General features: G+C 74.2%; 22 protein-coding genes. 13 read left to right on the top strand and 9 right to left on the bottom strand.

Annotated features, from left to right (window positions below; all coding sequences use genetic code 11):
* The first annotated feature begins 75 nt into the window (after positions 1-75).
* Both AC4H2G_RS03710 and AC4H2G_RS03715 read left to right on the top strand, forming a co-directional pair.
* Positions 76-1884 carry a pyruvate dehydrogenase gene (locus AC4H2G_RS03710; protein ID WP_494364402.1) on the top strand — a complete coding sequence of 603 codons (1809 nt, stop codon included), beginning with the start codon at positions 76-78 and terminating at the stop codon, positions 1882-1884.
* The gene (locus AC4H2G_RS03715; protein WP_494364403.1) at positions 1881-3611 is read left to right on the top strand and encodes a RecQ family ATP-dependent DNA helicase; all 1731 of its coding nucleotides are present in this window, start codon (positions 1881-1883) and stop codon (positions 3609-3611) included. Before AC4H2G_RS03710 ends, AC4H2G_RS03715 begins: the two co-directional genes overlap by 4 nt.
* A 95-nt stretch (positions 3612-3706) precedes the next feature.
* Here the strand turns inward: AC4H2G_RS03715 and AC4H2G_RS03720 are convergent, their stop codons facing one another.
* Both AC4H2G_RS03720 and AC4H2G_RS03725 read right to left on the bottom strand, forming a co-directional pair.
* Positions 3707-4528, bottom strand: coding sequence for an ABC transporter permease (locus AC4H2G_RS03720; protein WP_494364404.1), 822 nt, complete (start codon positions 4526-4528; stop codon positions 3707-3709).
* On the bottom strand, positions 4525-5442 hold the full coding sequence (locus AC4H2G_RS03725; RefSeq protein ID WP_494364405.1) for an ABC transporter ATP-binding protein: 918 nt from the start codon (positions 5440-5442) through the stop codon (positions 4525-4527). The genes AC4H2G_RS03720 and AC4H2G_RS03725 overlap by 4 nt, the downstream gene beginning before the upstream one ends.
* Positions 5443-5636: 194 nt before the next feature.
* On the opposite strand from AC4H2G_RS03725, the gene AC4H2G_RS03730 reads away from it, so the two are divergent.
* Positions 5637-6107 carry an NfeD C-terminal domain-containing protein gene (locus AC4H2G_RS03730; RefSeq protein ID WP_435738144.1) on the top strand — a complete coding sequence of 157 codons (471 nt, stop codon included), beginning with the start codon at positions 5637-5639 and terminating at the stop codon, positions 6105-6107.
* 121 nt (positions 6108-6228) lie between these two features.
* Positions 6229-7704 carry a flotillin family protein gene (locus AC4H2G_RS03735; protein WP_494364406.1) on the top strand — a complete coding sequence of 492 codons (1476 nt, stop codon included), beginning with the start codon at positions 6229-6231 and terminating at the stop codon, positions 7702-7704.
* 142 nt (positions 7705-7846) lie between these two features.
* Here the strand turns inward: AC4H2G_RS03735 and AC4H2G_RS03740 are convergent, their stop codons facing one another.
* A complete protein-coding gene (locus tag AC4H2G_RS03740) occupies positions 7847-8692 on the bottom strand; it encodes a GAP family protein (protein WP_494364407.1) in 846 nt (281 codons plus the stop codon).
* Positions 8693-8831: 139 nt separating this feature from the next.
* On the opposite strand from AC4H2G_RS03740, the gene AC4H2G_RS03745 reads away from it, so the two are divergent.
* From AC4H2G_RS03745 to AC4H2G_RS03755, 3 genes are all read left to right on the top strand, one after another.
* The gene (locus tag AC4H2G_RS03745; protein WP_494364408.1) at positions 8832-10232 is read left to right on the top strand and encodes a sensor histidine kinase; all 1401 of its coding nucleotides are present in this window, start codon (positions 8832-8834) and stop codon (positions 10230-10232) included.
* Complete coding sequence (locus AC4H2G_RS03750) at positions 10229-11017, top strand: response regulator (RefSeq protein ID WP_494364409.1); 789 nt, start codon at positions 10229-10231, stop codon at positions 11015-11017. Before AC4H2G_RS03745 ends, AC4H2G_RS03750 begins: the two co-directional genes overlap by 4 nt.
* A gap of 72 nt (positions 11018-11089) precedes the next feature.
* Positions 11090-13405: a glycoside hydrolase family 65 protein gene (locus AC4H2G_RS03755; protein ID WP_494364410.1), complete on the top strand. Its 2316-nt coding sequence runs from the start codon at positions 11090-11092 to the stop codon at positions 13403-13405.
* A gap of 66 nt (positions 13406-13471) precedes the next feature.
* Here the strand turns inward: AC4H2G_RS03755 and AC4H2G_RS03760 are convergent, their stop codons facing one another.
* A complete protein-coding gene (locus AC4H2G_RS03760; RefSeq protein WP_494364411.1) occupies positions 13472-14065 on the bottom strand; it encodes a TetR/AcrR family transcriptional regulator in 594 nt (197 codons plus the stop codon).
* 90 nt (positions 14066-14155) lie between these two features.
* Here AC4H2G_RS03760 and AC4H2G_RS03765 point away from each other — a divergent pair, with 90 nt between their 5' ends.
* Positions 14156-15256 (top strand): ABC transporter permease, encoded by a 1101-nt coding sequence (locus AC4H2G_RS03765; protein ID WP_494364412.1) that lies wholly within the window; start codon positions 14156-14158, stop codon positions 15254-15256.
* Positions 15257-15324: 68 nt separating this feature from the next.
* Here the strand turns inward: AC4H2G_RS03765 and AC4H2G_RS03770 are convergent, their stop codons facing one another.
* Genes AC4H2G_RS03770 through AC4H2G_RS03780 form a run of 3 tightly spaced genes read right to left on the bottom strand, consistent with a single transcriptional unit; the run spans position 15325 to position 18150 of the window.
* Positions 15325-16230: a carbohydrate kinase family protein gene (locus AC4H2G_RS03770; RefSeq protein WP_494364413.1), complete on the bottom strand. Its 906-nt coding sequence runs from the start codon at positions 16228-16230 to the stop codon at positions 15325-15327.
* A gap of 22 nt (positions 16231-16252) precedes the next feature.
* Positions 16253-17167 (bottom strand): NAD(P)-dependent oxidoreductase, encoded by a 915-nt coding sequence (locus tag AC4H2G_RS03775; protein ID WP_494364414.1) that lies wholly within the window; start codon positions 17165-17167, stop codon positions 16253-16255.
* Complete coding sequence (locus AC4H2G_RS03780) at positions 17164-18150, bottom strand: NAD(P)-dependent oxidoreductase (RefSeq protein WP_494364415.1); 987 nt, start codon at positions 18148-18150, stop codon at positions 17164-17166. Before AC4H2G_RS03780 ends, AC4H2G_RS03775 begins: the two co-directional genes overlap by 4 nt.
* Before the next feature lie 352 nt (positions 18151-18502).
* On the opposite strand from AC4H2G_RS03780, the gene AC4H2G_RS03785 reads away from it, so the two are divergent.
* Entirely contained in the window at positions 18503-18841 is a 339-nt protein-coding gene (locus tag AC4H2G_RS03785) for a winged helix-turn-helix transcriptional regulator (protein ID WP_494364416.1), read from the top strand.
* Between the two features lie 63 nt (positions 18842-18904).
* On the opposite strand, the gene AC4H2G_RS03790 is transcribed toward AC4H2G_RS03785, so the two are convergent.
* Positions 18905-20323, bottom strand: a complete 1419-nt coding sequence (locus AC4H2G_RS03790; RefSeq protein ID WP_494364417.1) for an MFS transporter — start codon at positions 20321-20323, stop codon at positions 18905-18907.
* 59 nt (positions 20324-20382) lie between these two features.
* Between AC4H2G_RS03790 and AC4H2G_RS03795 the strand changes: the two genes are divergently transcribed.
* Together AC4H2G_RS03795 and AC4H2G_RS03800 are read left to right on the top strand one after the other, a co-directional pair.
* Positions 20383-21105 (top strand): class I SAM-dependent methyltransferase, encoded by a 723-nt coding sequence (locus AC4H2G_RS03795; RefSeq protein ID WP_494364418.1) that lies wholly within the window; start codon positions 20383-20385, stop codon positions 21103-21105.
* Positions 21106-21358: 253 nt separating this feature from the next.
* A complete protein-coding gene (locus AC4H2G_RS03800) occupies positions 21359-22837 on the top strand; it encodes a ThuA domain-containing protein (RefSeq protein ID WP_494364419.1) in 1479 nt (492 codons plus the stop codon).
* 88 nt (positions 22838-22925) lie between these two features.
* Here the strand turns inward: AC4H2G_RS03800 and AC4H2G_RS03805 are convergent, their stop codons facing one another.
* Positions 22926-23810: a sugar phosphate isomerase/epimerase family protein gene (locus AC4H2G_RS03805; RefSeq protein WP_494364420.1), complete on the bottom strand. Its 885-nt coding sequence runs from the start codon at positions 23808-23810 to the stop codon at positions 22926-22928.
* Between the two features lie 116 nt (positions 23811-23926).
* Here AC4H2G_RS03805 and AC4H2G_RS03810 point away from each other — a divergent pair, with 116 nt between their 5' ends.
* Both AC4H2G_RS03810 and AC4H2G_RS03815 read left to right on the top strand, forming a co-directional pair.
* Positions 23927-24196: an HPr family phosphocarrier protein gene (locus AC4H2G_RS03810; RefSeq protein ID WP_494364421.1), complete on the top strand. Its 270-nt coding sequence runs from the start codon at positions 23927-23929 to the stop codon at positions 24194-24196.
* On the top strand, positions 24193-24666 hold the full coding sequence (locus AC4H2G_RS03815; protein ID WP_494364422.1) for a PTS sugar transporter subunit IIA: 474 nt from the start codon (positions 24193-24195) through the stop codon (positions 24664-24666). Before AC4H2G_RS03810 ends, AC4H2G_RS03815 begins: the two co-directional genes overlap by 4 nt.
* Positions 24667-24707: the final 41 nt, after the last annotated feature.

Consider the following 24707-nt stretch of genomic DNA (forward strand, 5'->3'; position numbering starts at 1 on the left):
ACGGGTTCGCGCTGCGTCCGACCGCGGCCCGACGCACGATGGAGGACGACCCGTCCCCACCCGTGGAGGTACGTCATGCCGTTCGGAATCGGTCGCTCCCCGCAGGACAAGCGCGACCGCACGGTCGCGGACCTGCTCGTCGCGCAGCTCATCGAGGCGGGGGTGCGCCGGATCTACGGCATCGTCGGCGACAGCCTCAACCCCGTCGTCGACGCCGTGCACCGGTCCAACACCGGCGACAACGCGGGCAAGGGCATCGAGTGGGTGCACGTGCGGCACGAGGAGTCGGCGGCGTTCGCGGCCGCCGCCGAGGCCGAGGTCACGGGCGAGCTCGCGGTGTGCGCGGGCTCGTGCGGGCCCGGCAACCTCCACCTCATCAACGGCCTGTACGACGCCAACCGGTCGCGCGTCCCGGTCCTCGCCATCGCGAGCCACATCCCGAGCAAGCAGATCGGCACGGGGTTCTTCCAGGAGACGCACCCCGATCGGCTCTTCACCGAGTGCTCCGTGTACTCGGAGATGATCTCGAGCGCCGAGCAGGCGCCACGCGTCATCAACTCCGCGATCCACCACGCGTTCGGCGCACCGGGCGTCGCGGTCCTCACCCTCCCGGGTGACGTCGCGGATCTCGACGCCCCGGCCGCGGTGCCGGATGTCGCGTGCCGCCCCCCGCGCCCGCGCATCGTCCCGGACCTCGGGTCGGTCCAGCAGCTCGCCGACGCGATCGACGCCGCGAAGAAGGTGACGATCTTCGCCGGCGCGGGCGTGCGCCACGCGCGTGAGGACGTGCTCGCCCTCGCCGACAAGATCGCCGCGCCCGTCGGCCACTCGCTGCGCGGCAAGGAGTTCATCCAGTACGACAACCCGTTCGACGTCGGCATGTCGGGCCTGCTGGGCTACGGCGCAGCGTTCGACGCGATGCACGACTGCGACCTGCTGCTCCTGCTCGGCACGGACTTCCCGTACGACCAGTTCCTGCCGGCCGAGATCCGCACCGCGCAGGTCGACGTCGAGCCCACGCGGCTCGGGCGTCGCACCCGGCTGGACCTCGCGGTCGTGGGCGACGTCGGCGAGACCGTGCGGATGCTGCTCCCGCTCGTGAAGAAGGCGCGGTCGCGCAGGTTCCTCGACCAGATGGTGGCCAAGCACGAGAAGGCGATGACCGGCGTCGTCGGCGCGTACACGAAGAAGGTCGAGCGCACGACGCCCATCCACCCGGAGTACGTCGCCGACGTCCTCGACCAGGTCGCCGCGGACGACGCCGTCTTCACCGTCGACACGGGCATGTGCAACGTCTGGGCCGCCCGGTACATCACGCCGAACGGTCGACGCCGCATCGTCGGCTCGTTCCTGCACGGCTCGATGGCCAACGCCCTGCCGCACGCGATCGGGGCCGCGGCCGCCGCACGCGACGCCGGTCACGACCGCCAGGTCGTCGCGATGGCGGGCGACGGCGGCCTCTCGATGCTCCTCGGCGAGCTCGTCACGCTCCGCCAGTACGACCTGCCCGTCAAGGTCGTCCTGTTCGACAACGCGAGCCTCGGGATGGTGCGGCTCGAGATGCTCGTCGACGGCCTGCCGATGTTCGGCACCGAGTCGCCGCAGGTCGACTACGCAGCCGTGGCGAACGCGATCGGGATCCCCGCGGTCCGCGTGGAGAAGCCCCGTGACCTCCGGCGCGCCCTGGAGGACGCGCTGCACCGGCCCGGCCCCGCGCTCGTCGACGTCGTGACCGACCCTCGCGCCCTGTCGATCCCGCCGAACATCACCGCGGGCCAGGTCCGCGGGTTCGCCGTCGCGATGAGCAAGGAGGTTCTCGGCGGAGGGATGGGCGAGGTCGTGTCGATGGCGCGCGCGAACCTGCGCAACGTGCCGCGCCCGTGAACAGCGAGGTGACCGACGAGGTGACCGACGAGGTGACCGACGGGGAGCCCGAGGAGGCGACCGACGGCGCGGCAACGCCCGACGCGCCGACGCTCGCCGAGGTGCGGGCCACGGCGCGCGACGTGTTCGGCTGGGAGCGGCTGCGGCCCGGCCAGGCGGAGGCGATCTCCGCGCTCCTCGACGGCCACGACGTGCTCCTCGTGCTGCCCACGGGCGCCGGGAAGTCCGCCGTCTACCAGCTGCCGGGCCTCGAGCTGCCCGGGCCGACGCTCGTCGTCTCGCCGCTCATCGCGCTCCAGCAGGACCAGGTGCGCTCGCTGCTCGAGCTGGGCGAGGGAGACGCCGCCGCGGCGGCCGTGAGCTCGGCGGTGCCCGCCGCCGAGCGTCGAGCAGCCCTCGAGGCGGCGGCTGCCGGGGAGCTCGACTTCCTCTTCCTGTCGCCCGAACAGCTCGCCAACGACGAGGTCCTCGACGCCGTGCGGGCCGCCCGCCCGAGCCTCGTGGCCGTGGACGAGGCGCACTGCGTCTCCGTGTGGGGCCACGACTTCCGGCCGGAGTACCTGCGGCTCGGCGAGCGCATCGACACCCTCGACCCGCGCCCGCGCGTCCTCGCGCTCACCGCGACCGCGGCGCCTCCCGTCCGTGAGGACGTCGCGGCCCGCCTGCACCTGCACGACGCCGCGGTGATCGTCCGCGGGTTCGCCCGCCCGGGCATCGCGCTCGAGGTCGTGCGGGCGGTCGAGGACGCCGACAAGCGGCGCGCCGTCGTGGAGCGCGTGCGGGAGGAGGCGGGGAACGGCGTCGGCATCGTGTACGTCGCGACGCGCCGGCACACCACCGAGCTCGCCGAGGCGCTCGCCGACGCGAGCACGGGGAAGGTGCTGCGGACCGCCGCGTACCACGGTGGCATGCGGCGGGCCGAGCGCGAGGCGGCCCAGCGCCGGTTCACCGAGGACGAGGTCGACGTCGTCGTCGCGACGTCGGCGTTCGGCATGGGGATCGACAAGCCGGACGTGCGGTTCGTCGTCCACGCCGACGTCCCCGGCTCGCCGGACGGCTACTACCAGGAGGTGGGTCGCGCGGGCCGCGACGGCGAGCCGGCCGTCGCCGTCCTCTTCTACCGGCCGGAGGACCTCGTCCTCCAGCGCTACTTCCGGGTCGGGGTGCCGGATCGCGAAGACGTGCTGCAGGTGGCGCGCGCGCTGGTTCGCGCGGAGGCGGGTGGCGCCGACGACGCCGCCTCCTCACGCGGGCGGCTCCCCCGCCGCCTGGCACGCCTGCGGGCGCTCGTGACCGACGCCCGCGCGCTGCTGGGCCCGGACGCGCGACCTGCTGCCGTCGCCGACGCCGCGGTCGAGCTCGCCGAAGACCGACGACGCGTGGACGACTCGCGCCTCGACATGATGCGCGCGTACGCCGAGACCGCGCAGTGCCGCCGCCAGTTCCTCCTCGCCTACCTCGGCGAGGAGCTCGCCGAGCCGTGCGGGCGCTGCGACACGTGCTGGGCGGGCACGGCGACGGAACGGGTCGTCGACGACGACGCTGTGCCGTTCCCGACCGGCTCCGCGGTGCGGCACGCCGAGTTCGGCGAGGGCACGGTCATGGGGTACGACGCCGGTGACGAGAACGACGAGGGCGACCGCGTGACGGTGCTCTTCGCCTCGCACGGCTACCGCACCCTCAGCCTCGACGCCGTCGTCGGTCACGACCTGCTGACGCCCGCCTGAACAGGCCGTCCGGGCGACAGCGCGCGCACGCACGCACGATCCCGCGTGTGCTCGGGAGCATCGCCGCGCGCTCAAGCAGGGCGCCGGTCAGCCGGTCAGACGTCCCGGCGGCGGACCACGGCGCAGGCCGCAGCCACCACGACCGCCGTCCACGCGACGATGGCGAGGACGCTCCAGGTGAGCGTCGCGCCGTCCGCTCCGCTCGGGAGCTCCAGCACCGTGCCCTCGGGCCCCGGGAGCGAGCGGGCGAAGCGACCGACGGCGTCGACCGGGATCGCCTGCAGCAGGGCGGGGACGACATAGAGGAAGCCGAGCGTCGCGGCGATGCCGCCCGCGCTCGACCGGACGAGGAGGCCGAACGCCAACGCGATCACGGTGGCGGCAGCCTGGTAGAACGCCGTGCCCGCGAGCACGCGGAGCACGACCGGGTCGGCGAATCCCCCGGGTGCTCCGTGACCGAGCACGAGGGCCGCGACGAGGAACGCCACCGCACCGGCGGCCACCGAGACCACGAGAGCGGCAACGGCGACCACGACGACCTTGGCGAGGACGACCGGGACACGGCGCGGCACGACGGCGAACGTGGTGAGGACGGCGCCTCGCTCGTACTCCGCGGTCCCGACGATCGTCCCGAGGACGACGAGGAGCAACAGCGCGAGGTAGTTCGTGTCCGTGACCGCGCCGACCGCCTCCGCGAGCGCGGCGTCGGCGCCGGTGACGTCCGACCGCCGGCTGAGCGCGGTGACCAGCGCGACGAGGACCGGCACGAGCAGGGCGAGAGAGAGGAGCCACCACGTCGACCGCAGGCCTCTCGCCTTGAGCGACTCGGACGCGACCAGCCCGCCGAACCCCAGCCGCGGCACGGGCGCCGGGGCAGGCGCCGCGGTCGAGAGGGCGGGCGCAGGCTGTGCGCTCATCGCGGTCCTCCGTCGGTCGTGTACTCGACGGCGTCCTTCGTCAGCTCGAAGAACGCGTCCTCCAGCGAGACGTGCTGCGGGACGAGCTCCGCGAGCACCGTGCCGGTCCTCATCGCGAGCGCGCCGACCTGGTCGCTGGAGAGCCCGGTCACCGTCAGGACGCGGCCGTCCGCGGAGGTGACGTTCCCCCCGGCCGCGCGGACCTCGGCCGCCAGGGCGTCGCCCGCGTCCGCGGTGCGCACCCGGACGCTGCCACCGGTCGCGGCGGCGACGATCTCCTCGACGGTCCCGCTCGCGACGAGCCGGCCGCGGCCCAGGACGACGACGTCGTCGGCCGTGAGCGCCATCTCGGACATCAGGTGGCTCGAGACGAGGACGGTCGTGCCCTGCGCCGCGAGCGCGCGCACGAGCTCGCGGACCCAGTGCACGCCGTCCGGGTCGAGCCCGTTCACGGGTTCGTCGAGCACGAGCGTGCGCGGGTGCCCCAGGAGCGCGGCGGCGATGCCCAGGCGCTGCCCCATCCCGAGCGAGAACGTGCCGATGCGGCGGCCGGCCACCGCCGCGAGCCCCGTGGTCTCCAGCACCTCCTCGACGCGGGAGGCCGGCAGCCGGTGCGTCAGCGCGAGCGACCGCAGGTGGGTGCGCGCCGTGCGGCCGGGGTGCACCGCGTGGGCGTCGAGCATGGCGCCGACGGCCGTCAGCGGTGCGGGGTCGTCGACGAACGGCTTCCCGTCGATCCGCACGGTCCCGCTCGTCGGCCGGTGCAGGCCGAGGATCATGCGCATGGTCGTCGACTTGCCCGCGCCGTTCGGGCCCAGCAGCCCGGTCACGCGGCCCGTGCGCACCACGAAGCTCAGGTCGTCGACGGCGACCGTCTCGCCGTAGGTCTTGGTGAGGTGCTCGACCTCGATCACCGGAGCGACTCGCCCCGCGCACGATCCGTCCGCATGGGTGGACTCAAGCATCTGTGGTCGCCGCCCGCGAGGCGAGCACGCACGGGGAGAGGTCCCCATCCCCAGGTCCTGTGGACGACAACTTCGCGCGCGCGCGTCACGGTATGGTGTGCGCACGTTCACGACAACTCCACGCGTCGCTCAAGGGACCACGAATGATCGTCTTCCTCGTCATCGGCATCGCCGCGCTCGCGCTGCTCCTCCTCTCGCTGCTCGTCGGCGAGATCGTCGACCTGGGAGACGGGTCGCTCTCGGGCACGTCGCTCGGTGTCGGGGGCGTCGTCTTCGGGTCCGTGGGCGTCATCGTGACCGCGAACGACCTGCCCACGTGGGTCGCGTACGTCGGGTCGCTCGTCGTGGCCGTCGTCGTGGTCCTCGTCGTCCAGCGCCTCGTCACGCACCTGCGCGACTCGGAGGACGGGACGCCGGTGTCGCTCGTCGGCGTCCAGGGCACCGCGACGACCGCCATCGACCCGTCTCGTGGTGAGGTGTCGCTCGACGCGGCCCACGAGCTCGAGCGCCGGCTCGCCTGGTCGGAGGAGCCCATCCCCGAGGGCGCGCGCGTCGTCGTCCTCGAGCAGTCCGGCAGCAAGGTGCGCGTGCGCCGGCACTTCGCGAACGACTGACGTCGACCCGTACCCGCTGCACCGCGCACCGCATTCCCGGACCTTCGCACGGATCGCCCGGGCCTCGTACTGATCGCACGCCCACCGCCCGAACGGAAGGAGACGCGCCCCGGCGCTGACCATGCTGGACGACACGAACAACCTCATCACGACCTTGGCGATCGTCGCCCTGGTCATCGCGTTCTTCGCGGTGATCATCTTCATCAGCAAGCGCATCCGTCGCGTCCCGCCGAACGAGGCACTCGTCATCGTGGGTCGCGGCGCCGGCCGCAAGGAGGCCACCGGCAGCGGCCAGAAGGTCATCGTCGGCGGCCGCACGTTCGTCTGGCCGATCCTCCAGCAGGGCTTCCCCATCTCGCTCGAGCAGCGTCAGATCGGGATCACCGTCGAGGGCGTGGACAAGCACCGCATCAAGATCGCCATCAAGGCGTCGATCAACTTCAAGGTCCGCGGCGACGAGGAGGGCGTGCGTCGCGCCGCCCAGCGCTTCCTGTCCCAGCAGAGCACGCTCACCGAGATCATCAAGGAGTCCCTCGAGGGCTCGCTGCGCTCGATCGTCGGCGACATGACGATCGAGCAGATCATCTCGGACCGCAAGGGCCTGTCCGACCGCGTCGTCGAGTCGACGAAGGCGGACCTGTCCGAGCAGGGCCTCCAGGTCGACCTGCTCAACATCTCCGACATCTCGACGCCGGGCTCGGACTACCTGGCCAACCTCGGTCGTGCCGAGAACGCGCGCGCCCGCCAGGTCGCCGAGGTCTCCGAGGCCGAGGCGCAGCGTGCGTCGGAGTTCGCGGCCATCGAGGCGGCGGAGCAGATCGCGGAGCGCCAGAAGGCGCTCGACCTGAAGCGCGCCGTCATCAAGGCCGACACCGACCGGGCCAACGCCGAGGCGGACGCGGCCGGCCAGCTCGCGCGCGCCGAGCAGGACCGCCTCGTCGCGCAGCAGGAGCGCGAGGCGCTCGCCGAGCAGGCGCGCGTGACGCAGGAGCGGCTGGACATCGAGATCCGCAAGCCCGCCGAGGCCAAGGCGTACGCCGAGGTCCAGGAGGCCAACGCGCGTCGTGACGCGGCGAACGCCGCCACCGAGGCCGACGCCTACAAGCGCACCGTCATCGCCGAGGCGAACAAGACGGCGGCGATCCAGGACGCCGAGGCGTCCGCCACGGCCGTGCGCCGCGCCGGTGAGGCCGAGCGTGACCGTCAGGTCGCGCTCGCGGAGGGCATCAAGGCCGAGGGCGAGGCCCGGGCGTCCGCGATCGAGGCCGAGGGTCGTGCCGAGGCGGTCGCGACCGACGCCAAGGCCGAGGCGCTCAAGAAGTACGGCGAGGCGGCTCTCGTCCAGGAGCTCATCGAGCGCCTGCCCGAGATCGTGCGCGCCGCCGCCGAGCCGATCGGCAAGATCCAGGGCATGACGGTCATCTCGACCGACGGCGCCTCGGCGATCACGAAGAACGTCGCGTCCGTCCTGGGCGAGGGTCAAGGCGTCATCAAGCAGCTCACCGGCGTCGACATCAACCAGCTCATCGCCGGGCTCGCGGGCAGCACGCTGCCCGGCGCCGACAGGGCGTCGGAGTCGAACGGCACGCGCGTCTGACCTCGCCTGATCGGTCGCACGTCGACCATGCGCTCGTGGCCCGTCCGGTCGTCCGGACGGGCCACGAACGCATGGTCGACCGTCACGATGGCATGATCGGCGGCTCGGGCGACCGGCCGTCAGGCGGCAGCGCGTCCGTCGGTCAGCCGGTCCAGCCGAGGCGTCCCATCGCGTTCAGCGCGAGCAGGACGCCGAGGATCGCGAGGACCCACCCGGTCATCTCGGCGGCGTTCTTGGTGAGCCACCGGTCGAGGCGGTGCAGGAGCGGGTCGACGGCGCGCGCCGCGACGAGCCGTCCCAGGAGGAGCAGGAGCGCGGGCGCGACCATCACGACGCAGTACGCGGCGAGGACGCCCGCTGAGGTCGGCCACCCGACGTCGGACGTGGTGATGATCCCGATCGCGGCGAGGTAGGGCAGCATCGTGCCGACCTCGATCGCGACGGCACCGAGCGCGAGGCCGACGAGCGGTAGCACGGACGGCCGCGTCCGGACGGTCACCGCGCCCTGCGCACCGCCACCGTCGGCAGCCGACTCGATGCCGAGCGCGCGCTCGCGCCACCGCGACAGCCTTCCCTGCGCCGGCGGTGCGGCCCCCGCCGCCACGCCCCCGGCCACCGCGCGCTCCGCCCGGCGCGCGGCGCGCTTGCCGTCGAACCGGAAGCTCAGCGCGAAGAGCCCGATGCCCAGGAGGAGCTGCACGATGGCCGCAGCGCGCGTGTCGAGCGCGTCGCCGAACCGGTCGAGGAACGCGCCCGCGCCGAGCATGACGACGATCCCGACCGCGAGGTAGAAGCCCGCCACGGTCACCAGGTAGGTGATCACACGGCCGGCGCGGAGGCGCCCGGGCGCGAGCAGGAGCCACACGGGGATGAGCAGCGTGCCGAAGCTCGTCGAGTCGACGAGCGCCAGGACGACGAGGATGCCGGCCATCGCGGCGAGCCCGAGCCCGGCGCCGTCGGCGCCGGCGAGGTCGAGAGGAAGGTCCATGACCCGACCATCTCCCGGGGCGGGCGGCCCCGTCGTCGGCCGGACGGACGATCCTCGCTCCTGCCGCAGGGTGCCGCCGCGCACCGCCTACACCCTTCGACCGATCCCCCGACGACGGCTCGTGTGCTGGGATGGGAGCGTGAGCTCAGCCCGCTGGTGGTCCCGCGACGGCGCCCTGCGCCCGGTGTGGCGACTCGAGGACTCGCGCAACGACGTCGTCACCGCGGTCATGACGTTCGTGCTCGGGTGGGTGCTCATCGAGGTGGGGCTCGTCGACCTCGTCCGCGTCGACGGCGTGTTCGGGATCGTGACTCCTGAGCCGTGGTGGCGGTACGCGCTGCTCGCGGTCGGCTGCGCGCTCATCCTCGTCAAGCGCCGCCGCCCGATGCTCGCGCTCGCGGGCGGCGTCGTCATCATGCTCGTGGACCTCGCGTGGGGTGGCTCCCTCGCGATCACCATCGTCCTGTGGGACCTGCTGTACGCGGCGGCGACGTGGGGCAGCCCGCGGGCGCGCGCCTGGCTGTGGGGCGTCACGATCACCGTCTCGGTGCTCGGCGCGGTCGCGGCCGGCGAGGCCGCGCGCGACGTGCGGGTGTTCGTGTACACGGGCCTCCAGCTCGGCGGGGTGCTGCTGGTGCCCCTGTGGTGGGCGACGAACGTGCGCCAGAAGACCGAGCTCGCCGAGCTGGAGCGCGATCGCGCTGACCTCGCCGCCCGCGACGCCGCGAGCGCCGCCCGCGCGGCGGAGCTCGAGCGCGAGCGTGCGAGCGACCTCGAGCGCATCTCCGAGCTCGACCGGCACGAGGCGGTCCGGGCCGAGCGCGCCGCGATGGCGCGCGACCTGCACGACGTCATCGCGTCCCACCTCTCGGCGATCGCCATCCACTCGGGCGCCGCGCTCCAGCTCCCGCCGGACGCGGGGCGCGACCGGGCCGCCCTGGAGCAGGTGCGCACGAGCGCGGTCACGTCGTTGGAGGAGATGCGGTCGATGATCCTGCTCCTGCGCAGCGAGCGGCGAGGGTCCGAACCGGTGGTCACCCCCGGTCGGCTCGCCGAGATCGGCACGCTGCTCGTCGCGGCGCGCGCGACCGGGACCGACGTCACCTTCACGGACGACGCCGGTGCCGACGAGCTTCCGGCCGCCGTGGACCAGGCGCTCTACCGGGTCGCGCAGGAGGCCCTGACGAACGCGCTCAAGCACGCCCCGGGAGCGCCGGTCGCCGTACGGCTCGAGCGGTCCGGCGACGACATCGTGCTCACCGTCCACGACGACGGCACTCCGGTGCGCCGTCCGCTCGGGGACCCGGCGCTCAGCGCGGGGACGGGCCTGCTGACCATGCGCGAGCGCGCCGAGGGGGTCGGTGGCACGCTCGACGCCGGGCCCGCGGACGGGTCGGCACGCGATGGCGGGGCGTCACACGATGGCGGGGCGTCACACGATGGCGGGGCGGCTCACGGTCGCGGGTGGACCGTCCGCGCGGCGGTCCCGGCGGCCGTGCCCACCGGAGGTCCGCGATCGGCGCCGGGGGCCGCGCGATGACGCGCCCGACGGTCCGCGTGCTCCTCGCCGACGACCACGCCGCGATCCGCGCCGGGCTGCGCCTGCTGCTCGAGGCGGCGGACGACGTCGAGGTCGTCGGCGAGGCCGCCGACGGCACGGCCGCGATCACCAACGCGCGGGCGCTGCGGCCGGACGTCGTGCTCATGGACCTGCGCATGCCCGGTGTCGACGGGATCGAGGCGACGCGCGTCATCACGACGGAGGGTCTCGCCGACGTCCTGGTCCTCACGACCTTCGACCTCGACGAGTACGTCGACGGCGCGCTGCGCGCCGGCGCGGCGGGCTTCCTCCTCAAGACCGCGGAGCCCGCAGCGCTGCTCGACGCGGTCCGGCGCGTCGCCGACGGCGACGGCGTGCTCGCCCCGGAGGTCACCCGGCGCCTGCTCGCCGCGTTCGCGCGCGGTCCCGGGCCCGACGGCGGCCCCCGCCCCGGCCGGCCGACCCACCCGGGCGGTACGTGGCCGGCCGGTGCGCGGTCGGGCGACGCGCGGTCGGGCGACGCGACAGGCCGACCGGACGACCCGGCGTCGGGCACGGGCCACGCCCCGGACGGTGCGGGCGACCCCCGCCTCGCGGACCTCACGCCGCGCGAGGTGGACGTGCTCGCGACGCTGGGCCGCGGGCTGTCGAACCAGGGGATCGCGACGGAGCTGTTCATCTCGGAGGCGACGGCGAAGACCCACGTCTCGCGCGTGCTCGCGAAGCTCGGGGTCGCGTCGCGCATGCAGGCCGCGATCGTCGCGCGGGACACGGGCCTGGCGTAGCGCCGGGATCAGGGAGCGCCGTCGGCCGCGCTCGACGGGTGAGCGCGCCCGGGCCGTGATGAGGTGTCACGGGTGACGAACGAACTCAGCCGCTGGTCGGTGCGGGAGTCCGAGCTCGACCTCGACGGACCCCGCACCGCGGCCTCCGTCCTGTCCCTGTCCAACGGGTACGTCGGTGTGCGCGGGGTGCTCGACGAGACGCCCGCGGACGCGGACCCGGCGACGCTCCTCGCCGCCGTCGTCGAGGAGTACGACCAGACGTACGCCGAGGGCGGCTACGCCTACCCCGAGGTGGAGGAACGCCTCGTCCCGGTGGTCGACGCGTGGCGCCTCGGCTGGTCCGTGGACGGCGCACCGGTCGACGTCGCGTCCGCGACCGCCGACGCCCACGACCGCGTCCTCGACCTGCGCCGCGGGGTCCTGGACCGGGAGCTGCGCTGGACCGCGCCGTCGGGCGGGGCGGTGACCCTCGTCAACCGGCGACTGGTGTCGCTCACGCGGCCCGAGGTCGTCGCGTCGCGGTGGCACGTGCGCGCGCACGACGACGTCACGGTGACCGTGCGACCCGCCCCCGACTGCCCACACGGCGACGGCGCCGAGGATGTCGAGCACGGTGAGCGCACGGAACCCGGGCTCGTCACGGCGTCGTGCCGGCACGACGCCGAGGGGTCGTCCGTGCACCAGCGCACCGTCCGCTCGGGCCGGGGGGTCGCCGTCGAGACGGCACACGTCGTGGAGGGCGCCGACGGCGTGACGCCGGTGTGGCACCATCGCGCGGGCGCCGCCACCCTCACGGTCGATCTGCGGGCTGGACAGTGGATCACGGTGCTTCTGGTCTCGGCCCACGTGGGCGGGCCGGACGCCGACGCCCTGCCGGCGCGGGCGCACGAGGTGCTCACCGCCGCCCTCGCCGCCGGGTGGGACGAGCTGGAGCGCGAGCAGGCCGAGCTCCTCGCCGACGTCTGGGAGCGCGGCGACGTCGAGGTCGAGGGCGACGACGAGATGCAGCAGGCCGTGCGGTTCGCCTTGTTCCAGGCGGTACAGGCGTCGGCGTGCGTCGAGGGGGTCGGCGTCCGCGCCAAGGGACTCACGGGCACGGGGTACGGAGGGCACGCCTTCTGGGACTCGGAGACGTTCGTGCTCCCGGTCCTGGACCACGTGCTGCCCGGCGCGGCCGCCGCGCACCTGCGCTGGCGGCACGCGACGCTGCCGCACGCGCTCGAGCGCGCGGCCGAGCTGGGTCTGCCGGGCGCCGCGTTCCCGTGGCGGACGATCAGCGGGCGGGAGTCGTCGGGCTACTGGCCCGCCGGGACCGCGGCGTTCCACGTCAGCGCCGCCGTCGCGCTCGCCGCAGTGCGGCACGACGCCGCCACGGGGGACGAGGCGTTCGCCCGTGACGTGGCCCTGGACCTGGTCGTGGAGACCGCACGGCTCTGGGCGGGCCGCGGGCACCACACGGACGCCGGGTTCCGCATCGACGGCGTGACCGGACCGGACGAGTACACGGCGATCGTGGACAACAACACCTACACGAACCTCGTGGCGCGCCAGAACCTGCGGGCCGCGGCGGACCTGTGCGACCGGTACCCGGAGCGGGCGGGCGGGCTGGGCGTCACCGCCGACGAGCGGGCGGCGTGGCTCCTGGCGGCGGACCGGATGATGGTGCCCTACTCCGACGAGCTGCAGGTCACCGAGCAGTCGCAGGACTTCACCCGGCACGCGCACTGGGACTTCGAGGCGCGCGGCACCGCCCGGTTCCCGCTCGACGACCACGCCCACTACTCCGAGCTCTACCGCCGGCAGGTGGTCAAGCAGTCCGACCTCGTGCTCGCGCTGCACGTCGCGCGGGAGGAGTTCACGCCCGAGCAGAGGCGTCGTGACTTCGACTACTACGAGCCGCTGACCGTGCGCGACTCGTCGCTGTCCGCGCCGGTGCAGGCCGTGGTCGCCGCGGAGATCGGCTACCTCGACCTCGCGTACGCGTACGCGCGCGAGTGCGCGCTCCTCGACCTGTGCGACCTGCGCGCCTCGACCGACGGCGGTCTGCACGTCGCGTCGCTCGCCGGGACGTGGATCGCGCTGGTCGCCGGGCTCGGCGGTCTGCGCCACGAGGACGGCGTCCCGCACCTCGCGCCGTCCCTGCCGTCGCGGGTCATCGGGCTCGCGTTCCCGGTGCACGCGGACGGTGCGAGCGCGCGCGTCGAGGTGCGGCGCGACGGCGTGACGTATCGGCTGGTGTCCGGGGACAAGCTGCGGCTCGTGCACGACGGCGCGGAGCTGCACCTCACGCAGGAGCAGCCGACGCAGGTGCGGCCGGTCCGCCCGGGAGAGCAGGGTCCGCCGCCCGCGCAGCCGCCCGGTCGCGCGCCGCTCTTCGCGGCGTCGTAGGCCGGAACCCGACGACGCGCGACGGGCGGACCGGGTCGGTCCGTCAGTGCGGGACGGGTCGGTCCGTCAGTGCGGGAGGTGGCGCGTGACGCGGTCGAGGTAGAGCTCGGCGTCGAAGTCGTCGAGGAGCGCGCTCTGGACGACGAACGCCTGGCTCGCCGCGAGGAAGAGCGGCGCCTGGTCGACGGCGAGGGCCTCGGCCTCGTCGGGAGCCAGCCCGTGCTCGCGCTGGTGCCAGGTCGAGAGGTAGCCCACGTAGGCGCCACGGAGCCGGCCCAGCACGTCCGACGCGAGGTTGCGCAACGCGGCGTCGGTGACCGCCTCGCCCCACAGCTGGACGAGGATCCCGGTCTCGCCGAGATCGGCCAGCATGCCGCGCATCAGCACGCGGACCACCTCGGTGGGCGGCGGCATGGGGTCGGCCGCGGCGAGCCGTCCGACGTCGTCGATGCGGCCGCCGACGATGCCGCCCGCCACCTCGTGCACGATCTCGCCCTTGCCCGCGAAGTAGCCGTAGATCGCGCCCGCCGACATCCCCGACTCGGCGATGATGTCCGCCATCGAGGCGGCCTGGAACCCCTTGCGGCGCACCGCTCGCAACGCGGCGTCGGCGATCTCCCGACGCCGCCTGGTGCGGTACTCCTCGCTCACCCTCGGCATCGGTCCAGCATAAACCGAACGATCATTCTTGACATCCCGCACTCCGGCGCGCATCCTAGAGAACGAACATTCGTTTTTAATGGAGGAGCCATGCCGACACCCACCCCCGCACCCCACACCCACTGGTCGCGCGTCGTCGCGATCGGGGCGGGGCTCGTCGCGCTCGCGAGCGTGCTCGTCCTCGCGTTCCTGTGGCCGTCGGTCACCGCCGAGCCGAAGGACCTGCCGCTTGCCGTCGCCGGCGGCGGGGATGCGGCGCTGGTCGCCCAGGTCGAGGCGGGGATCGCCGAGCACGCGCCCGACGCCTTCACGTTCGTCGAGGTCGACGACCGCGCCGCCGCCGTCGAAGCGATCGAGACGCGCGAGGCATACGGGGCCGTCGTCCTCGGTGACGAGCCCGAGGTGCTCACGGCCTCCGCCGCGAGCCCCGTCGTCGCGCCGATGCTCGCGGGCCTGCAGCCCGCGCTCCAGTCGCAGGTCGACGCCGCGCTCGCCGCCCAGGGCGCGCCGGCCGACGCGCACGTGACCGTCGGCCTGACCGACGTCGTGCCCCTCTCCGCGGACGACGCGCGCGGCACCACGATGTCCGCGGCCTCGTTCCCGCTCGTGCTGGGCGGCATGATCGGCGGCATCGCGATCTCGACGCTCGTCGTCGGCGTGTGGCGCCGGGTCACCGCCCTGGGCGTCTACTCGGTGCTCGGCGGCACGGCGATCGCCGGTATCCTGCACGCGCTCGGCGGCCTGCAGGGCGCGTACTGGGCCGACGCGGGCGCCGTCGCTCTCACGCTGGCCGGCATCGGCGGCGTCATCACCGGCTCCGTCGCGCTCCTGGGCACCCGCGGCATCGCCGTCGGCCCGGTCCTGTTCCTCCTGGTCGCGAACCCGATCTCCGGCGCCCAGCTGCCCGTCGAGTTCATGGCCCAGCCCTGGGGCGCCGTCGGGCAGTGGTTCCCGCCGGGCGCGTCGGCCACGCTGCTGCGCGACCTGTCGTACTTCCCGCGAGCCGACACCCACCTCCTGTGGCTCGCGCTCGCCGGCTGGGCCGCGCTGGGGCTCGCGCTCTCGACGCTCGGCCACTTCAAGGACCGCGGCGCCGCGACCGCGGAAGCGCTGCGCGAGGCGTCCGAGGACGACCTGGACCTCGCCCACGGGCGGCACGCCGCGGACCCCGCCGCAGTGGGCCGGGCCTGACGGGGCGCGGACCGCGCCCACGACGACGCGGGCCGCCGGACCGGTGGCCGGGTCGGTCGACCGCTGGATCAGCCGCCGAGCGGGGTGAGCCCTGGGCTGCGCACGACGCGGGCGGCGTGCACAGCCCCGGCCCGCATCGCCGCCTCGACGGGCTCGCCCCGCAGGTGCGCGTCGAGGAAACCCGCGAAGAACGCGTCGCCGGCGCCGTTCGTGTCGACGACGTCCTCGACCACCTGCGCGGGGACGTCGACGAACCCGCCCGCCGTGAGGGCCGTCGCCCCGCGAGCACCGTGCGTGCACACGACGAGCCGTGCTCCGGCGTCGAGCCGGGCCACCATGAACGCGCGGTGGTCCGGCAGACGGTCGGAGCTGAGGAACACGTGCGTGCCCGCCTCGACCCACGGGCGGTGGAAGTCCGCGGCACCGTCGTAGTCGTGGAGGTCGACCCAGACGTCGCGGCCCCGCGCGACGGCGAGGTCGAGCACGGGCAGCGCGGGGACGGCGAGGTCGACGACCACCGCAGCGGCGGCGTCGAGCGTGGCGACGGCCGCGTCCCAACCCGCGCCCGCCGCCGGGACCTCGCCCGGGGCCCGCAGGTACACCGACACGCGACCGCCGTCGCGGTCCATGAGGTTGAGGTGGCTCTCCGTGCGCCCGTCGGGCGACGGCTCGGCGAGCACGCGCACGCCCCCGGCCTCGAGCACCGAGCGCACGCGCGTGCCGTCGTCGTCGGCGCCGAGCACCGTGCGCAGCGTGACCGACCGGCCGAGCGCCGCGAGGTTGAGCGCCTTGCCGGCGGACGTGCCGCCCACCGTGTCGTAGGAGTCGCGCGCGAACACCGTGTGCGAGCTGGGCTCGGGGAGCGCGTCGAGCTGGACGATCCGGTTCCACGACGCGGGACCGGCGACGAAGACCCCGTCCCGGTCCCGCAGCGCGGTCTCGGCAGGAGCTTCGCGGGATGCGGCGGCGGTCACGCGCGCCACCCTACCGACGCATCTATCGAGCCAGCGCGCGATCACCGGAGCGCGCGTCGGCGCCCGCCTTGATCACCTCGAAGATCGCCGTCCAGCTGTCCCGACCGTGCCCCGCGGCGAGCGCGCGCTCGTAGTGCGACAGGACCGCGCGCGGCAGCGCGGTGTCGACGCCCAGCTCCTCGCTCGCCCCGAGGACGTGCGCGGCGGTCGCGCCCATCATCGTCGCGGTGCTCAGGTGGCCCGGGTGGACACCGGTCTCGAACTCGACGCCCGCCGCGCCGTCGGCCCCGATCATCGCCGGCGTGGTGACGAGCGTCTGCAGCGCCTCGGGGACGAACTGCGTGGGCGGGACGCCCGCGGCCTCCGCGAGCGCCGCGGCGTGCGCGACGCCGGACAGCGCCGTGAGGAACACGTCGAGCTGCGCCTGGTACATGAGCTGCGCGAGTCCCGGGTCCTCGCCGAGGTAGCGGGGCGCGCCGAGCAGGGCGAGGATCGGCTCGAGCGCCCGGAACGCGGCCTCCGGTCCGGAGTAGTAGACGTAGGCCTCCGCGGTCCCGAGCATCGGCGGCGGCGCCATGACGCCGCCGGTCACGAGCGTCGCGCCGTGGTCGCCGGCCCACCGGGCGGCGTCGCGCGTCGCCCCGGGGGTGTCGGAGCTGAGGTTGACGACCGTGCGTCCGCGCAGCGCGTCCGACGCCGCGCCGAGGACGTCGTACATCGCCGCGTAGTCCGTCAGGCTCAGCACGACGACGTCGCTCGCCGCCACGGCCTCGGCAGGCGACCCGGCGAGGGTCGCACCCTCGGACACGAGCGCGTCCGCGCGCGACGGCGTGCGGTTCCACACGGTCACGGGGTGGCCCGCGGCGAGCAGCGTGCGGACCATGGCCTGGCCCATCGGACCGAGACCGATCAGGGTGACGGGAGCCGGCGTGCTCATCGGGTGCCTCCTACGGCGACGGTGGGGGTGGTGTCGGCGGGGGTGGCGCCGGCCGGGGTGGAGTCGGCCGGGGTGGAGTCGGCCCGGATGCTCTCGACGACGCGGGCGAAGCCGTCGGCACCGTGCCCGGCGTCGACCTGTCGCCGGATCAGACCCTGCACGGCCGCGACGACGTCGGTCGCGAGGCCCGCCTCCTCGCTCGCCCGGACCATGTCGGACAGGTCCGAGAACTCCAGGCTCTGCTGACCCGAGCCGGAGTAGTCACGCCGGTCGATCACGTCCGCCAATCCCGCGAGCTCGGACGTCATCGCGCTGATCCACGGCGCCGCGCGGCGTGCGAAGTCGACGGCGCTCACTCCGGCCGTCCCGACCATCGCGGCACCGTGGAAGAAGCCCGCGAACATCGCGTACATCCCCGCGAGGAGGGCGAGGTCGTAGAGCGGCGCCAGGCCGGGGTCGGCGCCGAACCACGTGCTCTCGCCCCAGGTGTCGAGCACGGGACGTGCGGCGTCGAAGGCCGCGCGCGACCCGCTGTAGAGCACCTCGGAGCCCGGCCCGCCGATCATCGCGGGGACGGCCATGATCCCGCCGTCGAGGTAGTCGACGCCGTGGGACGTCGCCCAGGCGGCGAGCTCGCGCGACTCCTCGGGCGTCGTCGTGACGAGGTTGACGAGCGTCCGGCCGGCGAGCACGTCGAGGACGGGGTCGAGCGTCTCGTGCACCGATGCCTGGTCGAGCAGGACGGCCACGACGAGCGGTGACGCGGCGACGGCGTCCCGCACCGAGGCCGCCTCGTGGGCGCCTGCGGCGACGAGCGCGTCGGCACGCCCGGGCGTGCGGTTCCAGACGGTGGTGGCGTGCCCGACGGCGACGGTCGCGGCGGCGAGCGCCCCGCCCATCGCGCCGAGGCCGAGCACGGTCACGGGGAGCGCCAAGGGGGGTGACGGCGGAGAGGGAACCTTGGGGGCTGGCTGGTCGGGCATCGTTCCTCCGGTTCGGATGGTGGAGCTCGGGCGGCACCGACGGTGCGGCGTGCCCTCGTCGTCCACCCTCGCCGCCCTACGGTCGCCCGGGAAGAACGCACTTCGAAGTGGGGTTCTCACCCACAGGTGAGCGTGCAGGTCGGCGCTGCGCCCAGGTCCAGCAGCACGCAGGACAGCGACGAAGGAGCGAGCGATGACGACGACGACAGTCCTTCCCGGCCTCGACAGCCGGCCGGGCGTGACCCGGCCGGACGGAACCCGGCCGGACGGAACCCGGCCGGACGGATCTCGGTCGGGCAGATCCCGGGCGGGCACGAGAGCGCCGTCGGGCTCACCGCGCCGCGGTCCCTACGTGTGCGGCCTCGACGCGGCGATGGACGTCGTGAGCGGCAAGTGGAAGTCCCTGATCCTCTGGGAGCTCGAGGATCACGGCGTGCGCCGGTACGCCGAGCTCAAGCGGGGCCTGCCGGGCGTGAGCGACAAGGTGCTCGCGCAGCAGCTGCGCGAGATGGAGGCCGACGGCCTGCTCGTGCGCGAGGTGTTCCCCGAGGTCCCCCCGCGCGTCGAGTACTCGCTCACCGAGCACGGCAGCACGCTCAACGCGGCGCTCGAGTCGCTCGGCGACTGGGGGCGCGGTCGGATCGAACGGCTGGGCGCGCCGGTCCTGGGCACCGTCCCCGCCGAGACGTGAGCTTCCGCCCCGGAATCGGGTGATTCCGGGGCGGAAACTCACTTCTCGGCGACGGTCCGGCCGTCAGGGCTCGGGGTGCCGCGCGTCGTAGCGCCAGAACCGGCGCTGGGCGCGCACGACGAGCCACAGCGCGACGACGCACGCGATCCCGCCGACGACCGCGGCCCACGCCTCGCCGGTCCACGTCGCCTGCGCGCCGAGCACGAGCTCGCCGAGCCGCGGGCCGCCCGCGACGACCACGATGAACACTCCTTGCAGGCGACCGCGCATCTCGTCGGGCGCCGCCGTCTGGAGGATGGTCTGGCGGAAGACGGAGCTCACGGCGTCCGACGCCCCGGCGAGCGCGAGCGCGACGCACGCGGCGACGACCCACCCGACGAGGACGGTCGTCGGCGACGTCGCGCCGACCGCGAGCAGCACGAGCCCGAACAGCACGATCGACGCGCCGTACGCGGTGATCGCCCAGACGATCACGCGACCCTGCCACCGCACGCGCGACAGACCGCCCGAGAACGCGCTCGCGAGCACTGCGCCGACAGCGAACGCCGCGCTGAGCACGCCGGTCGTCGCCTCTCCCCCGCCGAGCCAGACGACCCCCGCCGCGGGCAGCAGCACGCGCGGCGACGCGAGCACCATCGCCGCGAGGTCCACGAGGAACGTCGTGCGGATGTTGGGCTGCGTCCCGAGGTAGCGCAGCCCGTCGACGACCGACCGCCACCCGACCACGCGACCGCGGCGGCGCCGTCGGGCACCCGCGAACCCCACCGCCGCGTCAGGGCGAGAGGACACCGGGGTGACCTGTGCCCCTGACACGTCATCACCGCCGAGAGCCGTGTCAGGGCGAGAGGACACCGGGGTGACCTGTGGCCCTGACACGGGCGGGATGTCCGGCAGCCGCCACACCGCCCACAGCGCCGCGGTGAACAGCACCGCGTCGATCGTGTACGCGACCTGGTAGCCCCACAGCGCCACGAGGAACGCGCCGCCGAGCGGACCGACCGTCAGCGCGACGTTCCACGCGAGCGTCTGGAGGGCGTTCGCCGCGGGCAGGAGCCGGGGCTCGACGAGGCGCGGGATGATCGCCGACCGCGCGGGATTGTTGATCGCGAACGCGGCCGACTGCGCCGCGACCAGCGCGTAGAGCACCCCCACCGAGTCGAGGTGGAGCCACGCCTGGAGCGCGACGAGGCTCGTGATCACCCACAGCGCCGCCGACGCCGCGAGCGCGACCTTGCGCCGGTCGTACGCGTCGACGAGCGCGCCGCCGTACAGCCCGAGCACGACGAGCGGCACGAGCGCGCAGATCCCGAGGACGCCGACCGCGAGCGACGACCCCGTGAGCGCGTAGACCTGGAGGCCCACGGCGACGACCGTGAGCTGCGAGCCGAGGTTGGAGATCCCGAGCCCCCACCACAGGCGTCGGAACGGCGCGGAGGTACGCAGGGGCGTCGTGTCGGCGAGAAGACCGTTGACCCGGGCCACGACCGACGAGCCTACGCGGCGCTGGACGCTCCGGGCGGCATCGGGGCGAGGATGGGGGCATGGACTCCATCGACGACTGGTCGCCGATCGCCGCCGGCTGGGCGCAGTACTGGGCGCCCGTCGGCGAGCCCGCGCAGCGTGCGCTGCTCGCGGCCGCGGGCCTGGTCCCGGGGTGGCGGGTGCTCGACGTCGGGTGCGGCTCGGGCGAGCTGCTCGCCCTGCTCGACGACGCGGGCGCCGTCGCCGCGGGATGCGACACCGCCCCCGGCATGATCGAGCTCGCTCGGCTCCGCAGCCCGCGCAGCGACCTGAGGATCGCCGACGGCGCGGACCTGCCGTGGCCCGACGACGCGTTCGACCTCGTCACGGCGGTCAACGTGCTCGCGTTCACGGACGTGGAGCAGCTGCTGCGCGAGTGCGCCAGGGTCGGGCGCAGGGTCGCGGTCGCGACGTGGGCCGAGGACGACCTCAACGACCTCACGGTGCTCGAGCGGGCGCTCGCGGGCGACGAGCACGAGCCGAGCGACGAGACGCGAGAGGCCGGCTACCTCGGTGGCCTCCTCGCGGCGCACGGCCTCACCGTCGAGGCGGAGCGGCTCACGCCGACGCCGATGGTCCTCCCGGACGCGACCTCGCTCGTCCACGCGCTCACCGCCGGCGCCGCCGCGGAGGTCCAGGCCGAGGTCGCGCCTGCCCTGCTGACCGCTGCCGCACCGTTCCGGCAGGACGACGGGCGCTACGTGCTGCGCAACGCGTTCCGCTGGGCCGTCGCATCGCGCTGACGCCGACCACGCGATCAGCCACCGCCGACCACGGGATTGCCCACCGAATCTCCGGCAGAACGGTGGCCTACCCCGTGTTCGGCGAGCAACCGCGGTCGACGACAGCGGCGCCGCTCGGCACATCGAGCGCAGAAGTCATCCTCATTTTCCTTGACTTTTGAATGTCTGTCGCTAAAAGTAGGCGGGTACCGACACCGCCGCGGCGCGGCAGCACGGCTCTCACTGCTCACCGGCGAGACGAGGAGAAGCACGCATGCATTTGTTCAACGGAAAGACCATCCATCGGGCGGCGGCGGGACTCGTCGCCGTGCCTCTGGCCGTGACGGGGGTCGCGCTCGCCGCGCCGGCGTCGTCGAGCACCCCGGCCGCGTCCGTCGCACCCGCGGTCGCCGCCGCCGACGACCCGTACAAGATCCTCGTGGTGGGCGAGACGCTCGGGTTCCGGCACTCCCACATCGACGACACCACGCGCACCCTCATCGAGCTCGGTGCGGAGAACGGCTTCACCGTCGACGTGTGGGACCCGCCGAACACGTCGGGCGGCTGGTGGGGCTCCGGCTCGCCGGGTCAGCCCGACCTGACGATGGCGAGCACGCCGTTCACGAGCACCGAGGACCTGCAGCAGTACGCCACGATCGTCTTCGCCTCGCCCGTCGACAACACGAACTCGCTCAACCCGGCGACGCCGCGCCTGCTCGACGACGCCGAGCTCGCCGCGTTCCAGGGCTACATCCGCTCGGGCGGCGGCTTCGTCGGCCTCCACGCCGCGACCGACACGATGCACACCGTGCCCTGGTACAGCGAGCTCACGGGCGGCGGCGCGCGCTTCGCGAGCCACCCGGCGCAGCAGACCGCGACCATGCGCGTCGAGAGCCCGGCGCACCCGTCGACGGAGCACCTCCCCGCCGCCTGGGAGCGGTACGACGAGTGGTACAACTACACGACCAACCCCCGTGAGGACGTCCACGTCCTCATCACGCTCGACGAGTCGACGTACTCGCCGGGCAACAACGCGATGGGCGAGGACCACCCGCTCGCGTGGTGCCACAACTTCGAGGGCGGCCGCTCCTGGTACGAGGGCGCGGGCCACACCGACCAGTCGTGGACCGACCCGCTGTTCCGCGAGCACGTCCTCAAGGGCGTCGAGTGGACCGCGGGCGTCGTCGAGGGCGGCGGCAACTGCGTGACGTTCGGCGAGGTCGACGGGATCGTCGACGAGCTCGACACCACGAGCCACGGCGACGCCGAGGCCGTCGCGGCGATCACCGCCCACCTCGACGACGCGGAGGCTGCGGCCGACGCCGGCGACCACGCCGCGGCCCTGACCGCGATCGCGGCTGCCCAGGCGCTCGTCGACAGCCTCTCCGACGACGCCGGTGACACCGCACTGCTCGCCACGAAGCTCGCGGACCTCACGGACTGGCAGTCCGCGCTGGTCGGCGGCGACGTCGACCTCGCCTTCTCGGCGGAGGCGGAGGTGCGCACCCTCGGCAGCAGGGACTTCGTCGCGGTGCGGGTCGTCAACGACGAGCAGACGGCGGTCGACGTCACCGTCAGCACGCCGTACGGCACGAGGACGTTCGAGGACGTCGCGCCCGGGACGTCGGCCTACCAGTCGTTCGCGACGCGCGTCGCCGACGCCCCCGCGGGCGAGGCGACCGTGACGGTCACCGCCGAGCGCAACGGCGAGCAGGTCTCGGAGGAGGCCGTCGTCGGCTACGGCACGGACTGACCCGAACGCTCAGGGCCGGGCTCGCCTCGTCCGACGGGCGAGCCCGGCAGAGCCTGCCCGAAGGCGCTCGCCCGGTCCGCGCGCCACGTCACCAGGCGTCGAGGTGGCGGTGCGCCGGGCCGGGCGGCGGTTCGTAGGCCGGGTGCGGGTCGGGCGTGAGGTAGGTGCGCGCGAAGAACAGCGACGCCGCGAGGTCCTCCTTGCGCTCCGCCGCCGTCCGCGCGCGGCGCGTCGCGATCTCCACGACGACGTCGCCCGACCACCCGCGTCGCACGAGCTCGGCGAGCACCTTGTCGCACGGCTGGTCGCCACGGCCCGGGACGAGGTGCTCGTCCTTGCTCGACGCCGAGCCGTCGGCCAGGTGCACGTGCGCGAGCCGTCCGTCGAACACGTCGAGGAGCATGAGGGCGTCCTGCTGCGCGACGGCCGCGTGCGACAGGTCGAGCGTGACGTGGTCGTAGCCGTGCTCGGACGGGTCCCAGCCGGGCAGGTACGCCTGCATCTCGCGCTTGCGACCGCGCCAGGGGTACATGTTCTCGACGGCGATCGTCACGCCCGCGGTCTCGTCGAGCTCGCGGACCAGCTCCTCGAACTCGCGCGCGTACTTGTACTGCCACCGGAACGGCGGGTGCACGACGACGGTGCTCGCCCCGACCTCCTGGGCCAGCTCGACGCTGCGCCGCAGCTTGGGCCCCGGCGGACGCCCCCACACGCGCTGGCTCACGAGGAGCGTCGGCGCGTGGATGCTGCGGATCGGCATGCCGTGCTCGGCGGAGAGCCGGTTGAGCGCTGCGGCGTCCTGGGTGGTCTCGTCGGACCACACCATGACCTCCATGCCGTCGTAGCCCAGGTCGGCGGCGGCCTCGAAGGCGTAGGCCGCCCGGCGCGGGTAGACGCTGGCGGTGGAGAGCGTGACGTGGATGCGCGGCTCTCCCGGATCGGCGGGAGGCCCCGGCGTCGTCGCGTCTGACATGCGGGCCACCCTAGACCCGTCCGCTGGGGTCCACATCCAGCGAGCCGCCCGCCCCCGGCGCCAGCCGGATCCGTAGGATGGTCGAAGTCCAGACCGCCCGAAGAAGGGAATGTCCGGTGGAACGCTCGGTCGTCGTCGCCCTCGCGGAAGGGCTCCACGCCCGGCCCGCCGCGCTGTTCGTCAAGGGGGCGGCGGCACTGCCGGTCGACGTGGCGATCGCGCGGCCAGGTGGCGAGCCGGTCGCGGCCGGGAGCATCCTCGCCGTCCTGACGCTCGGCATCACCGCGGGCGAAGAGGTCGTCCTCACCACACCGGACGACGGGGCGGAGGCCTTGGCGTCCCTCGAGGCGCTGGTCTCGTTCCTGGAGCAGAGGACGGTCGCGTGACGGCGCCGACGACCCCGCTGACCGTGCTCGTGCCCGTGACCGGCACGGTCGTCGACGTGAGCGAGGTCGACGACCCGGTGTTCTCCGCCGGTCTCGTCGGGCCGGGGCTCGCGGTCGAGCCGGACGACGCCCAGGGCGGCGTCGCCGTCGCGCCGATCACCGGGACCGTCGTCAAGCTGCACCCGCACGCGTTCGTCGTGCAGCACGACGACGGCCGCGCCGTCCTCGTGCACCTGGGCATCGACACGGTGCAGCTCGGTGGCGCGGGCTTCACGACGCACGTCGCGCAGGGCGACCACGTCGAGCGCGGCACGGTGCTCGTCTCGTGGGACCCCGCCGCCGTCCGGGCCGGCGGTCGGTCCGCGGTGTGCCCCGTCGTCGCGCTGGAGGCGGAGCCCGACGCCGTGACGCCCCTCGCCGAGACCGGCGCGTGGGCGGCACACGGCGAGGAGCTGCTCACCTGGGCGTGAGCGGTTCGCGAGGCCACGGTCGCCGCGCGTGCCGAACCCCG

Source organism: Cellulosimicrobium sp. BMG9.23, from assembly GCF_059159985.1.